This is a genomic window from Burkholderia sp. BCC1972 (assembly GCF_905339605.1).
Taxonomy (GTDB): Bacteria; Pseudomonadota; Gammaproteobacteria; order Burkholderiales; family Burkholderiaceae; genus Burkholderia.
The window spans coordinates 213,459-226,770 of sequence record NZ_CAJPGH010000005.1; the positions used below are offsets into that span (position 1 = coordinate 213,459).

The window sequence follows — 13,312 nt, forward strand, 5'->3', positions numbered from 1 at the left end:
GTGGCAAGCCCGCGGAAAGGCGCGCCGCAAGCTTGGGAAGGCGTTGCGCGTTACGGGCGCGCCGGCAGTTCGCAGCCGTCAGGGCCGCAGGCCGCGGCGTCGGCGCCGTCGAGTTCGACGATGCCGTCGCGCCACGCCTGGTCGAGCGCCTGCGCGAATGCGTCGGCCGGCTGGGCGCCCGACACCGCATAGCGGCCGCCGAACACGAACAGCGGCACGCCGCGCCCGCCGATCTGCGCGGCGCGCGCGATGTCGGCTTCGACTTCGTCGCGGTATGCATCGCTGCGCAGCACGGCTTCGACGGCCGTGCGCTCGAGCCCGGCTTCGACCGCGAATTCGGTCAGCTCCGCGTGATCGAACAGCGAGCCGTGTTCGCAGAAATACGCGCGGTACAGCCGTTCGGTCAGCGCGTGCGCTCGGCCCGTCGCTTCCGCGAGCTTCACGAGACGGTGGCCGTCGAGCGTGTCGCCGACGAGCGTGCCGGGCAGGTCGTAGCGCAGCCCGACGCTCGCGGCCGCATCGGTCACCTGGCGCAGCATCTGGTCGACCTGTGCGGGCGACATCCGGTATTTGCCTGCGAGCATCACCTCGACCGGCTCGACGGGTTGGCCGGGCATCAGCCGGTATGCGCGCAGCGCGACGTCGACGCGGTCGGCGTGCGCGAACGCCGCCAGCGCCTCGTCGAAGCGGCGCTTGCCGATCCAGCACCACGGGCAGATCAGGTCGGACCAGATTTCGACGGTCAGGGTCGGGCGGGCAGTCGGGGCGGGAGCGGTCGTCATGGGCGGTCCAGGGCGGCAAAAAAGTGTAACCGGGACTATATCACTTTATGCATCGACGCTTGGTCGCAGCCGTGCCCGCGCGGCGGGGTCCGGCCCGACGTATCACGAAGCATAGGCACGGAAACCGCGGCGCGGTAGCGATGACCGGCGCCGGCCGTCGCCGCGATCGGCCGCTTACGCGTCGCCTTGCGTTTCCTTCAGGTGCTTGAGGTGCTTGTAGACGGTCGCGCGCCCCATCCCGAGCACGTTCGCGACGTAGTTCGCCGCGCTCTTGCCGCGGAACGCGCCTTCCGCGTACAGCGCCTCGACGAGTTCGCGCCGGTGTTCGCGCGTGAGCCCGTTCAGTCCGACCTGCCGCTCGCGCAGCCAGCCGTGCAGGAACGTGTTGATGCGCTCCTGCCAGTCGTCGCGGAACAGTTCGTCGGGCTGGGCGACGACGCCCGCGCCCTTGATGAACAGGTCGAGCGTCGTACGGACCTCGTCGAACACCGCGATGTTGAAGTTGATGCACATCATCCCGGCCGGGTGGCCTTCGTCGTCGAACAGCACGTTGCTGACGCAGCGCATCCGCCGGCCGTCCCAGTTCAGCTTCTCGTACGGGCCGATCACGCGCTCGCGTGCGGAATGATCGATCTCCTCGAGCGCGGAATCGTCGCCGACCTCGCGCTTCGACAGGTTGTTCGCGAGATACAGCACGGTCTGGTCGTGCAGGTCGTGGATCACGACCTCCGCGTACGGGAAGAACATTGCGGCGATACCGTCGGCGATCGGCGCATAGCGGGTGAGCAGCAGGTCTTTGACGGGGGATTGCTTCTTGCGCATCGGTGTCGCGATCTCGGGTGGGCGGAGGCCGGGCGGCGCGTCGGGCCGGCGTGCGGGCGCACCGGTGGCCGGCATGCCCGTGCGCCCGCGCGCGGCTGCCGCGGCGGTTGCGCCATTGTATCGGCCCCGCGTGCGCGTGCCGCTCATGCGCGCGTCAGGTGCGTGTACAGCGCGTGCGCGATCGCGATGTCCTCCAGCCCGAGGCCGATCGACCGGAAGAACACGTGACGCGTGCGCGACGGCGCCGCGCAGGTGCCGGCGACGAGCGTGGGCAGGTCGCCGACGATCCGCCCGGCCTCCCAGCCGTGGTCGGCCGCCGCGATCTGCATCTCGCCGGCGCTGGCGGGCGTCGTGTGGCGGTAGTCGCAGTAGACGTCCATGTCGGGCAGCCAGGCGGGCGGGATTTCGTGCGCGCGCGCGACGTTCGTGCTGATCGACGTGACGAGCGTCGGGCGCGTGAGCATCCCGTCGCCGAGCACGGGCGTGCCCGACGACGTGCACAGCATCACGACGTCCGCGTCGCGCACGCAGGCTTCGATGCTCGCCGCCGCACGGGCGCGCGGATCGAGTTCGGCGAGCTTCGCCTGCTGTGCCGCATCGCGGGCCAGCGCGGGCGAGTACACGCGAATCGTCTCCCAGTCGCGCAGCGCCGCCGTGTGCCGCAGGTGCGCGAGACCGACCGTGCCCGCGCCGACGATCGCCAGGCGGCGCGCATCGCGCGGCGCGAGGCAGTCGACCGCGAGCGCCGTCGTGCCGGCCGTGCGTTCGATCGTCAGCAGCCCCGCGTCGCACCACATCAGCGGCTGGCCGGTCTGCATCGACATCAGCGCGGTCCAGGCGGTGACGATTGGTCTCCCGTCGGGCTTGCCGCCCGTCACGATGTACGGCGACAGTTTCGCGCCGAACACCTGCGCATCGGCGAGCGCGCCGAGATACGTGATGAAGTCGCCGGCCTGGCCGGGAAACAGCGTGAGCGTCTGCGGCGGCTGCACCGCGCACGCCGCGGCGAGCGACGCGAACATGCGGCGCAGCGTGCCGAGCACGTCGAGCGACGGCAACGCCGCGCGCACGGCGGCTTCGTCGACGGTCAGCGGCAGGGTCGGGACGGTTTGCGTCATGGGGACATCTCCGGTCGGGGCTGGACAGAACTGTCTCGAAAGACGGTGTCCGGCAATGTTCGTGATGGACGAAAAGTCTAATATAGACAAACGAAGTCTGGAGAATTTTTCTTTTTCGAGACTGGATTACGCCGCGATTTTTGAGAAAAGTGTCGGTAAATCAAAGGCATATATCGTGGAGTGCAGAAATTTCGATCTGGCTCGACAGCGCACGATTCTCGTAACCCCTATAGTCTAGAGTAGACTTTAAGTCTATATTTCGCCTGCAGGACACGGCACGTCGCCTGGCGGCTGCTGCCTGCATCGAATGCCGATCGGGCGCCTGTCCGACGGCGTCGTGCGACCGATCTTCCTCGCCTCAATCCGGAACAGAAGGACCGTCATGAACTGGAAGCTTTCCCTTTGCGCCGCTGCGGCGCTCGCGTGCGCGGCCGTCACGGCCCATGCGGAACAGACCACGCTGCGCTTCGGCATCGAAGCCGCCTATCCGCCGTTCGAGAGCAAGACGCCGGCCGGCCAGCTGCAGGGTTTCGACGTCGACGTCGGCAACGCGGTGTGCGCGAAGCTGAACATGAAGTGCGTGTGGGTCGAGAATGCGTTCGACGGGTTGATTCCGGCGCTGCAGGCGCGCAAGTTCGACGCGATCAATTCGGCGATGAACATCACCGCGAAGCGCAAGCAGAGCATCGACTTCACGCCGGCGATCTATGTGGTGCCGATCGTGATGGTCGCGAAGCACGGCTCGCCGCTGCGGCCCGACGTCGCGAGCCTGCGCGGCAAGCACGTCGGCGTGCTGCAGGGTTCGTCGCAGGAGGATTTCCTGAAGGCGCACTGGGCCAATGCGGGCGTGGCCGTCGTGTCGTACCAGGATCAGGACCAGATCTACACCGATCTCGTCGCGGGGCGGCTCGACGCGGCCGTGCAGGAAGCGCAGACCGCGCAGGACGGGTTCCTCGACAAGCCGGCCGGCCGCGACTACCAGATCGTCGGCGACGCGCTGAAGGATCCGGCGACGCTCGGCGAAGGCACGGGCTTCGGGATGCGCAAGAACGACAAGGCGCTGCAGGCGAAGATCGTCGGCGCGCTCGACGCGCTGAAAAAGGACGGCACGCTGAGCGCGCTGTCGCAGAAGTACTTCAAGCGCGACATCATCGCGAAGTAAGCACCGCCGCGCGCCGGCCGCGGGGTCGGCGCGCGGCGCATCGAATCTCGACGCAGGACGGGGAACCATGGATTTCGACGTCATCGTTCTGGGGGCCGGCATCGTCGGCGTGTCGTCGGCGCTGCACCTGCAGGATCGCGGGCTGCGCGTCGCACTCGTCGACCGGCGCGCGCCCGGCGAGGAAACCAGCCACGGCAATGCCGGGCTGATCGAGCGCTCGTCGGTCGTGCCGTACGCGTTTCCGCGCCGGCTCGGCACGCTGCTGCGCTACGCGCGCAACCGCTCGGTCGATCTGTACTGGGATTACCGCGCGCTGCCCGCGTATGCCGGCTGGCTCGCGCGGTTCTGGCGCGAATCGTCGCCGCAGCGGCTCGCCGTCGCCGCGCGCGACCTGCTGCCGCTCGTCGCGGCGAGCGTGGTCGAACACGACGCGCTGCTCGCGCGTACCGACGCCCAGCCGCTCGTGCACGACGGCGGGTGGATCGAGGCGTTCCGTTCGCCCGCGCTGTTCGACGCGCAAGCGGGCGCGCAGCAGCGCGTGGCCGACGCGCACGGGCTGCGGATGGCCGTGCTCGACGCGCGTGCGCTGCGCGATCTCGAGCCCGGCATCGGCGACGCATTCTGCGGCGCCTTCCACTGGCAGGACCCGAAGACCGTATCGAGCCCGGGCGGGCTGACCAAGGCCTACGCGCGGCTGTTCGAGCGCGACGGCGGCACGTTCGCGTGCGGCGATGCGAAGACGCTCGTACAGGTGGACGGCGGCTGGCAGGTCGGGTCCGAACACGGGCCGATTTCGGCACGTTCGGCCGTGGTCGCGCTCGGGCCGTGGTCCGATCACGTGTTCGCGCCGCTCGGCTACCGCATTCCGCTGCGCGCGAAGCGCGGCTACCACATGCATTACCGGCCGACGCGCACGCCGCTGAGCGTGCCCGTGTGCGATACCGAGGAAGGCTTCGTCGTCGCGCCGATGGAGGGCGGCCGCCTGCGGCTCACGACGGGCGTCGAGATCGCGCTGCGCGGCGCGCCGCCGACCGGCGTGCAGCTCGCGCGGGCCGAACCGCTGGCGCGCGACGCGTTCGGCATCGGCGAGCGGCTCGATCCCGAGCCGTGGCTCGGGATGCGGCCGTGCACGCCCGACATGCGTCCGGTGATCGGGCCCGCGCCGCGCCATCGCCATCTGTGGTTCGCGTTCGGCCATGCCCACCACGGGCTCACGCTCGGCCCCGCGACCGGGCGCCTGCTCGCTGAAATGATGACGGGCGCGCCGACCTATATCGATCCCCATCCGTACCGGCCCGCGCGCTTCGGCTGACCGGCGGCGAGGCGAGGCAGCGCCTGCCGCCGCCTTGCGTTGCCGCCTGTATGCCGATCGCTTGACGGCATTCACAGTATTTCATTTTGCTATCCGGATAATCGAAAGCCACGCGATCGGAAATGGTCTGCGTAATCGGCAAGAAAGATAATCGCGAAATAAAGAAAATCGGTAAATCCGCGATTTATCAATGCATTTTCATATTGCTGAAATGCGTAATGGGCAGCCGGCCCTGATGGTGTGGCGCACCATCTCGATCAGGTGTTCCGGCGTTACGTGGAATGTACCGGAACACGTTACTACGGGGCTCGCAAACGTTACGTTACATCCGTGCTTCACGGGCCTTTTTCATCAGACGATTGAGGTCCGTCAACCCGTCGCAACCCGTGAATTTCGTCCGAAATCGATTAAAAAATCGTTATTGCAGAAAAATCGACAGACAAATCAATCCGTTTTTTGAATTGGCACGCTTCGTGCAATCCGTCCCCATGCTTTATCAACGTAGTGCCAACCGAGATGGGGAAAATAACGATGGGACACAATTTCAAATTGACGGGTGTGGCGCTGTCGGTCGCGACGGTGTTCGGGGTACTGGCTTCGGGTTCCGCGATGGCGGGCGCCCTCGATTCGCTGCCGATCCCGCAAGTGATCGTCAACCCGCCGACGAACAGCGTGTCGGTCGGGCTGGTCGCCACGGGTACGTCGCCGCTGGGCTCGATCACCGTGACGGCGGGCGGGTCGGGTGCGATCCAGACGTCGCTCGGCGATCCGGGACAAGTGCTGTCGGGCGCCGTGGGGGCGGTGACAGGCGCACTGGGTGGTGGCGGCACGGTGCAGCCGCTCGCGCCGGTCCAGGGTGTGTTGAACCAGGTGACGGGTGCGCTCAATGGCGGCAACCCGGCAGGTGCGTTGACCGGTGCGCTGAATACGGCGACGGGGACGCTGAGCAATGCGGTTGGCACCGTGACGGGTGCGCTGGGTAACGTCGGCGGTGGATCGAACCCGCTGGCGCCGGTGCAGGGTGTGGTGAATCAGGTGACGGGTGCGCTGGGTGGTGGCAATCCGGCCGGCGCGCTGACGGGTGCGCTGGGCGAGGTGACCGGTGCACTGGGCGGTATCGGCGGCGGTGCGAATCCGCTGGCGCCGGTCCAAGGCGTGGTGAATCAGGTGACGGGCGCGCTCGGCGGCGGCAATCCGGCCGGTGCACTGACCGGTGCGCTCAATACGGCGACTGGCGCGCTGAGCAATGCGCTCGGCACCGCAACGGGGGCGCTGGGCGGTATCGGTGGTGGTTCGAATCCGCTGGCACCGGTTCAAGGCGTGGTGAATCAGGTCACGGGTGCGCTCGGCGGCGGCAACCCGGCAGGCGCGCTCACGGGCGCACTCGGCACGGTGACGGGCGCGCTGGGCGGTATCGGCGGCGGCTCGAACCCGTTGGCGCCGGTGCAAGGCGTCGTGAACGGTGTCACCGGCGCGCTTGGCAGCGGCAACCCGGCAGGCGCACTGACCGGCGCACTCGGCACGGTGACGGGCGCGCTGGGCGGTATCGGCGGTGGCTCGAACCCGTTGGCGCCGGTGCAAGGTGTCGTGAATCAGGTGACGGGTGCGCTCGGTGGCGGCAACCCGGCAGGCGCACTGACCGGCGCACTCGGCACGGTGACGGGCGCGCTGGGCGGTATCGGCGGCGGCTCGAACCCGTTGGCGCCGGTGCAAGGTGTCGTGAACGGTGTCACCGGCGCGCTTGGCAGCGGCAACCCGGCAGGCGCACTGACCGGCGCACTCGGCACGGTGACGGGCGCGCTGGGCGGTATCGGCGGCGGCTCGAACCCGTTGGTGCCGGTGCAAGGTGTCGTGAATCAGGTGACGGGTGCGCTCGGTGGCGGCAACCCGGCAGGCGCGCTGACTGGCGCACTGGGCACGGTCACGGGTGCGTTGGGCGGTATCGGCGGTGGCTCGAACCCGCTGGCACCGGTGCAAGGCGTTGTGAATCAGGTGACGGGCACGTTGGGCGGTATCGGCGGCGGCTCGAATCCGCTGGCGCCGGTCCAGGGCGTCGTGAACCAGGTAACGGGCGCGCTCGGCGGCGGCAACCCGGCAGGCGCACTGACCGGCGCACTCGGCACGGTGACGGGCGCACTGGGTGGCCTCGGCGGCGGTTCGAACCCGATCACGCCGATCCAGAACATCGTCAACCAGGTCACGGGTACGCTCGGCAGCGGCAACCCGACCGGCGCGCTGAGCAACGCGGTCAACACGATCACGGGCTCGCTCGGCAACCTTGGCGGCGCAGGGAGCCCGCTGGCACCGGTGCAAGGCGTCGTCACGCAGCTCGCAGGCACGCTCGGCAACGGCAATCCGGCCGGTGAACTGACGAACGCGCTGAACTCGGTGACGGGGGCGCTCAGCGGCGCGAATCCGCTGGCGCCGGTGCAAGGCGTCGTGAACCAGGTCGTCGGCACGTTGTCGGGTGCAGGCGGCAGCCCGATCACGCCGATCACGAACCTCGTCAATGGCCTGCAGAACGCGCTGCCCGGCGGCAATCCGGCCGGTGCGCTGACCGGTGCGCTCGGCTCGGTGACGGGCGCGCTCGGCAACCTCGGCGGCTCGAACCCGCTGGCGCCGGTGCAGGGTGTCGTCAACCAGGTCGTCGGCACGCTCGGCGGCAGCAACCCGGCCGGCACGTTGAGCAACGCGGTCGGCGCGGCCACGGGCGCACTCGGCAACGCGGTCGGCTCGGTTACAGGCGCGCTTGGCGCGCTGGGCGGCTCGAATCCGCTGGCGCCGGTGCAGGGCGTCGTCAACCAGGTGGTCGGCACGCTCGGCGGCGGCAATCCGGCCGGTGCACTGACCGGCGCGCTGAACTCGGTGACGGGCGCACTCGGCAGCCTCGGCGGCTCGAACCCGCTGGCGCCGGTGCAAGGCGTCGTCAACCAGGTCGTCGGCGCGCTGTCGGGCGCGGCGGGCAACAGCCCGATCGCACCGATCACGAACCTCGTGAACGGCCTGACGGGCGGCAGCAACCCGGCCGGCGCACTGACCGGTGCACTCGGTTCGGTAACGGGCGCACTCGCGAGCGGTCCGGCGGCACTCGGCCAGGCGGCCGGCGCGCTGTCCGGCGCGGCCGGCTCGACGGCAGCGGCAGGCGGCAGCCTGCTCGGCGCGGGCGCGAACGCGGCCGGCGGCACGGCGGGCGCAGTCGGCTCGCTGCTGACGACGGGTGCCAACTCGACGGCGACGGTCGTCAATGCGGTCGGCACGTCGGTGGGTACGGCGCTCGGTTCCGCGCCGAGCCTGTCGGTGACGCCGCATTCGGGCAACGGCTCGCCGAACAACCCGCTCGCACCGGTGACGACGCTGCTCCAGTCGCTGACCGGCGCACTGCCGAAGTAACCGGCCGGCCCCGCACGGCGGCGCCGCATCGGCCGCCGTGCGCGACGGTCGTGCCATACGGGTCGCGCAACGCGGCATGACAGCGATGTCATGCCGCGTTGTCTTTTCGGGCTTCCCGCTGTCTTTCGTCGCATGAATGACCGCCGCCGATCGTTGCGGCGCAGCATGGAATAACCGATTCCCGCCGTCCGTTTACCTACCGAGTTCCAGCACGGCCGGCGGGATAATGGTTGCAACGAAACCGATCGTCCCGTCCGGCGGTGCGTGCCATGAGGTCCTGCCAAGGAGAACGGGAATGAAGCGGATACTTTTTGCCGCCGCGCTGACGGCGGCGATCGTGCGGCCGGCGGCCGCGGAACCGCCGCAGGTCGGCGACGGGAAACTGGTCGACGAGGCGCACATGACGCTTTACGTGTTCGATCGCGACGCGCCGGGCAAGAGCGCGTGCGACAGCGCATGCGCGGCGAACTGGCCGCCCGCGATCGCGGACGCGTACGACAAGGCATCGGGCGCACTGAGCCTCGTCGCGCGCGACGACGGCAAGAAGCAATGGGCGTACCGCGGGCGCCCGCTGTATCGCTGGAAGATGGACCGCAAGGCCGGCGATGCGGGCGGCGACGGGATCGGCGGCATGTGGCACGTCGCGCGCCCGTGACCGCGCGGCGACGCTGATGCGCAAGGCTTCCTGATGAGCTACGAATCGGATCTGCTGGTGTGGCTGCCGCATCTCACGCGCTATGCGCGTGCGCTGACGGGCGACCGCGCGTGGGCGGACGATCTCGTGCAGGACACGCTCGAGCGTGCGCTGAACCGGCCGCCGCGCGATGGAGGCAACCTGCGCGCGTGGCTGCTGACGTTGTTGCGGCACCGTTTCATCGACCAGTTGCGCGCGCGGCACGAGATCGCGGTCGACGACGCCACCGCACCCTGGCAGACGATGGCCGCGCCGGCCGGCGAGATCGGCGGGCTGGTGCTGCGCGACGTGCAGCGCGCGCTGTACCGGCTGCCGGTCGAACAGCGCGAGGTGTTGCTGCTGGTCGCGCTTGAAGAGTTGAGCTATCGCGATGCCGCACAGGTGCTCGGCGTACCGGTGGGCACGGTGATGTCGCGGCTCGCGCGGGCGCGCGCGCAGATGCGCGCACTGCTGTCGGACGAGCCGTCGTCGCACGGCACGGCCGCGTTACGGGTGATCGGGAAAACATGATGGACGATCCGCACAAGCCATCGAACGAGCGGGATGACGACGCGTCGGCGCAGCTGCTGTCCGCATTGCTGGACGGCGAGCTGTCCGGGCACGAGCAGCGCGAGATGCTCGAGCGCCTGCGCTCCGATCCGGAGGAAGCCGAACGATTCGCGCATTACCGCGCGCAGCGCGACGCGCTGAAAGCACTGTTCCCGCTGCCGGGCGCGGTGCCCGCGCTGTTCGTGCAGCGCCGCGCGCCGCGCCGTCGTGCATTCGCGTATGCGTGCGCGGCGCTGGCGGCCGGGTTCTTGATCGGCGTGGCGCTGCATGCGGGTTGGATGGCATTCGGCAGCGATCCGGCGTTCGCCGCGCGCGCCGATGTCGCATATGCCGTGTACGCAGCCGATCGCGAGCATCCGGTCGAGGTCGGCGCGGGCGATCGCGCGCAGCTTGCCGCGTGGTTGTCGGCGCGCGTCGGGCGGCCCGTGCGCGCACCGTCGCTCGACGAATACGGCTACGTGCTGCTGGGCGGCCGGTTGCTCCCCGGCGATCGCGGGCCGGCCGCGCAGTTCATGTACCAGCGCGCGGACGGCGCGCGCGTGACGCTGTACGTGACCGCCTACGATGCGCGGCATCTCGCGCCGCAGTCGATGTCGGCCGACGGCCGCTACACGTATTTCTGGTCGGATCGCGGCATCGGCTACGCGTTGTCCGGCCGCGGCGACGAACGGCGGCTGCGCGAGCTCGCGATCGAGGCGTGCGGCGCGCTCGGCGGCTCGACCGACGCGTGGAGGAGCTGACGCGCGACGCCGGCAGGGAGTCCAGGCGATGAAGACGACGATGACGAAGGTGCTCGTGCAGGTGGCGCTCGCGGCGGCCGCGACCACCGCGCGGGCGGAAGGCGAGGCGCCCGTGCGCGTGCCGGTCGACGCCGACGGCGTGCAGCGGGTTGCCATCGTCGGCGGCAGCTATTTCTTCCGGCCGAACCATGTGATCGTGCGCGCGCACGTGCCGGTCGAGCTGACCGTGTCGGCCGAGCCCGGTGTCGTGCCGCACAGCTTCGAGATCGATGCGCCGCCGCAGGCCGGCATCGCGGTGCGTACCGAGCTCGGCACGACGCCGAAGACGTTCCGCTTCACGCCGGCGCAACCGGGCCGGTTCGCCTACTATTGCACGCATCGGCTGCTGTTTTTCAGGAGCCATCGCGAGCGCGGGATGGAAGGCGCGCTCGATGTCGAGGCGGCGCCGTGATCGCCGCGTTGCTGGCCGCGAGCCTGATAGGAGCGAGCATGACAGCCGACCCCGTGACCGTCGCCCAGGCGCATTTCGACCATGTCCGCTCGTACCGCGCGACGATCCGCTCGTCGGCGCGCAGCGGCGAGCACACCGAAATCCGCTACGCCTACCTGAAACCGGGCTTCGTCCGGATGGATTTCGTGTCGCCGCATCACGGCGCGGTGCTTGCGTACGATCCCGGCGACGGCAAGGTGCGGCTGCGCCCGTTCGGCGCGCACGCGCCGCCCGCGCTGACGCTGTCGCCGTCCAATCCGCTCGTGCGCGACCGCAGCGGCCACCGCGTCGACCGGTCGGACGTCGGCGAACTGCTGCGCAACGTGCATGCGCTGCAGCAGGGCGGCGCGACGGTGACCGAGGGCGAGGAGGCCGTCGGCGGCCGGACGGCGCTGCGCGTATCGGTCACCGGTGCGCCCGCGCACGTGGTCGACGGCGTGCATCGCTACCGGCTGTGGCTGGACGCCGAGGACGGTTTTCCGCTGAAGGTCGTCAGCTTCGCCGGCGATGACGACGTGCCGCTCGAAACCGTGACGCTCGACGACGTGGAAATCGACGTTGCGTTTCCCGAGCGCTTCTTCACGCCCTGACCGATGCACTGATCCGTTCTCCTGATGGACATGCCGGAGGCTGCATGGCGGAATACCGATTCTCGACGACGTGGCGCGTGGACGCCCCGCTCGCGGCGGTCTGGGACGCGATCTACCAGGTCGACCGCTGGCCCGACTGGTGGAAGGGCGCCGTCCGCACCGTCGAGCTCGAGCATGGCGACGTGCGCGGCGTCGGCGCACTGCATCGGTACACGTGGAAGGGCGCGTTGCCGTACCGGCTGACCTTCGACATGCGCGTGCGGCGCGTCGAGCGGCTGCATGCGCTCGAAGGCCGCGCGAGCGGCGCGATCGAAGGCGACGGACGCTGGTCGTTCGCCTGCGACGGCGTGCGCACCGTCGTGCGCTACGACTGGCACATCCGCACGCAGGTGCGCTGGATGAACTGGCTCGAGCCGCTCGCGCGCCCGCTGTTCCGCTGGAATCACGACGTCGTGATGCGCGAAGGCGCGAAGGGGCTCGCGCGCTTGCTGGCTGCGGCCGTCGAGACGGATGGCCGGATCTTCCGGCCGCTGTCGGGCGCGGGCTGCGCCGATGCGTAGTGACTTATAGCGACGCGTGACGACGGTCCGCGCCGCTCAGCGCGCGTACGCCATCACCGCGCCGTCCACGGCCAGCGCGACGCGCTCGCCGACGGCCGGGCACCGGTGTCCCGGCACGCGGATCCGCACGAGCACGTCGCGATCGGCATCGAGGCGCGCGAGCACGTCGGCATCCTGGCCCGCGAACTGCGCGGCTTCGACGCGCGCCGTATGGCCGCGCGCCGTGTCGACCTGCGTGACCGGCGCGATGCCGATCTGCTCGGGACGCAGCATCGCGTCGGCCGGCCCGTCGGGCAGCGGCGCGACGAGCGGCAACTCGCCGAGCGCACAGGCGATGCGCGTATCGCGTACGTGGCCCGCGAGCAGCACGGCCTGCCCGACGAACGACGCGACGTCGCGCGTGACGGGCTGCCGGTACAGCGTCTGCGGCGCGGCCGTCTGCACGAGCCTGCCTTGCCACATCACCGCCACTTCGTCGCCGAGCGTCATCGCCTCGGGCTGGTCGTGCGTGACGAGCACCGACGTCGCGCCGGCCGCGGCGAGCGCGTCGGCCACTGCGCTGCGCGTTTCGTGGCGCAGCGACGTGTCGAGCGCGGAGAACGGTTCGTCGAGGATCACGAGCGACGGCTCGGGCGCAAGCGCACGCGCGAGTGCCACGCGCTGCTGCTGGCCGCCGGATAGCTGCTGCGGTGCGCGGGGCGCGTACGACGCGGGCAGCCCGACCATCTCGAGCAGTTCGTCGACGCGATGATGGCGCCGCCGCGCCGCGCGCGGCAGCCCGAACGCGATGTTGTCGGCTACCGACAGGTGCGGAAACAGCGCGCCTTCCTGCGGCACGTAGCCGATCCGGCGCCGTTCGGGCGGCAGGTGCACGTCGGGCGCGGCCACGCGGCGCCCGTCGATCTCGACGATGCCGCGCTCGGCGCGCTCGAAGCCGCACAGCACGCGCAGCAGCGTGGTCTTGCCGCTGCCGGACGGGCCGAGCAGCGCGAGGCGCGAGCCGCGCCGCACCGTGAGGTCGATGTCGTGCAGGACGGTATGCGATCCGAACGATTTGGACAGGCCGTGGATGCGTAGTTCGCTCATGGGCGGTTCCGGGAAAA

Annotated in this window: 13 protein-coding genes; 9 read left to right on the forward strand and 4 right to left on the reverse strand. The window is 70.0% G+C overall.

The genetic code is table 11. From position 1 onward, the window contains the following. Positions 1-50: 50 nt before the first annotated feature. The 3 genes from U5798_RS10425 to U5798_RS10435 form a co-directional block, all read right to left on the reverse strand. Positions 51-782 (reverse strand): DsbA family oxidoreductase, encoded by a 732-nt coding sequence (locus tag U5798_RS10425; RefSeq protein ID WP_322081986.1) that lies wholly within the window; start codon positions 780-782, stop codon positions 51-53. Between the two features lie 174 nt (positions 783-956). Continuing rightward, positions 957-1,751 carry a transcriptional regulator gene (locus tag U5798_RS10430; protein ID WP_322081987.1) on the reverse strand — a complete coding sequence of 265 codons (795 nt, stop codon included), beginning with the start codon at positions 1,749-1,751 and terminating at the stop codon, positions 957-959. Beyond that, positions 1,748-2,722 carry an ornithine cyclodeaminase family protein gene (locus U5798_RS10435; RefSeq protein ID WP_322081988.1) on the reverse strand — a complete coding sequence of 325 codons (975 nt, stop codon included), beginning with the start codon at positions 2,720-2,722 and terminating at the stop codon, positions 1,748-1,750. The genes U5798_RS10430 and U5798_RS10435 overlap by 4 nt, the downstream gene beginning before the upstream one ends. A gap of 382 nt (positions 2,723-3,104) precedes the next feature. On the opposite strand from U5798_RS10435, the gene U5798_RS10440 reads away from it, so the two are divergent. From U5798_RS10440 to U5798_RS10480, 9 genes are all read left to right on the forward strand, one after another. Beyond that, positions 3,105-3,884 (forward strand): ABC transporter substrate-binding protein, encoded by a 780-nt coding sequence (locus tag U5798_RS10440; RefSeq protein ID WP_124449210.1) that lies wholly within the window; start codon positions 3,105-3,107, stop codon positions 3,882-3,884. A gap of 67 nt (positions 3,885-3,951) precedes the next feature. Next, positions 3,952-5,196: an FAD-binding oxidoreductase gene (locus U5798_RS10445; RefSeq protein WP_322081989.1), complete on the forward strand. Its 1,245-nt coding sequence runs from the start codon at positions 3,952-3,954 to the stop codon at positions 5,194-5,196. Positions 5,197-5,727: 531 nt separating this feature from the next. After that, the gene (locus U5798_RS10450) at positions 5,728-8,586 is read left to right on the forward strand and encodes a hypothetical protein (protein ID WP_322081990.1); all 2,859 of its coding nucleotides are present in this window, start codon (positions 5,728-5,730) and stop codon (positions 8,584-8,586) included. Positions 8,587-8,881: 295 nt separating this feature from the next. Next, positions 8,882-9,241: a hypothetical protein gene (locus tag U5798_RS10455; protein ID WP_124449204.1), complete on the forward strand. Its 360-nt coding sequence runs from the start codon at positions 8,882-8,884 to the stop codon at positions 9,239-9,241. 33 nt (positions 9,242-9,274) lie between these two features. After that, the gene (locus U5798_RS10460; protein WP_124449202.1) at positions 9,275-9,790 is read left to right on the forward strand and encodes a sigma-70 family RNA polymerase sigma factor; all 516 of its coding nucleotides are present in this window, start codon (positions 9,275-9,277) and stop codon (positions 9,788-9,790) included. Next, positions 9,787-10,569, forward strand: coding sequence for an anti-sigma factor family protein (locus tag U5798_RS10465; protein ID WP_124449200.1), 783 nt, complete (start codon positions 9,787-9,789; stop codon positions 10,567-10,569). The genes U5798_RS10460 and U5798_RS10465 overlap by 4 nt, the downstream gene beginning before the upstream one ends. A 28-nt stretch (positions 10,570-10,597) precedes the next feature. Continuing rightward, positions 10,598-11,020 (forward strand): quinol oxidase, encoded by a 423-nt coding sequence (locus tag U5798_RS10470; protein ID WP_322081991.1) that lies wholly within the window; start codon positions 10,598-10,600, stop codon positions 11,018-11,020. After that, positions 11,017-11,649: a LolA family protein gene (locus U5798_RS10475; protein ID WP_124449196.1), complete on the forward strand. Its 633-nt coding sequence runs from the start codon at positions 11,017-11,019 to the stop codon at positions 11,647-11,649. Before U5798_RS10470 ends, U5798_RS10475 begins: the two co-directional genes overlap by 4 nt. Before the next feature lie 44 nt (positions 11,650-11,693). Continuing rightward, complete coding sequence (locus tag U5798_RS10480) at positions 11,694-12,209, forward strand: SRPBCC family protein (protein WP_124449194.1); 516 nt, start codon at positions 11,694-11,696, stop codon at positions 12,207-12,209. A 36-nt stretch (positions 12,210-12,245) separates the two neighbouring features. On the opposite strand, the gene U5798_RS10485 is transcribed toward U5798_RS10480, so the two are convergent. Continuing rightward, positions 12,246-13,295 (reverse strand): ABC transporter ATP-binding protein, encoded by a 1,050-nt coding sequence (locus U5798_RS10485; RefSeq protein WP_124449192.1) that lies wholly within the window; start codon positions 13,293-13,295, stop codon positions 12,246-12,248. Positions 13,296-13,312 lie beyond the last annotated feature (17 nt).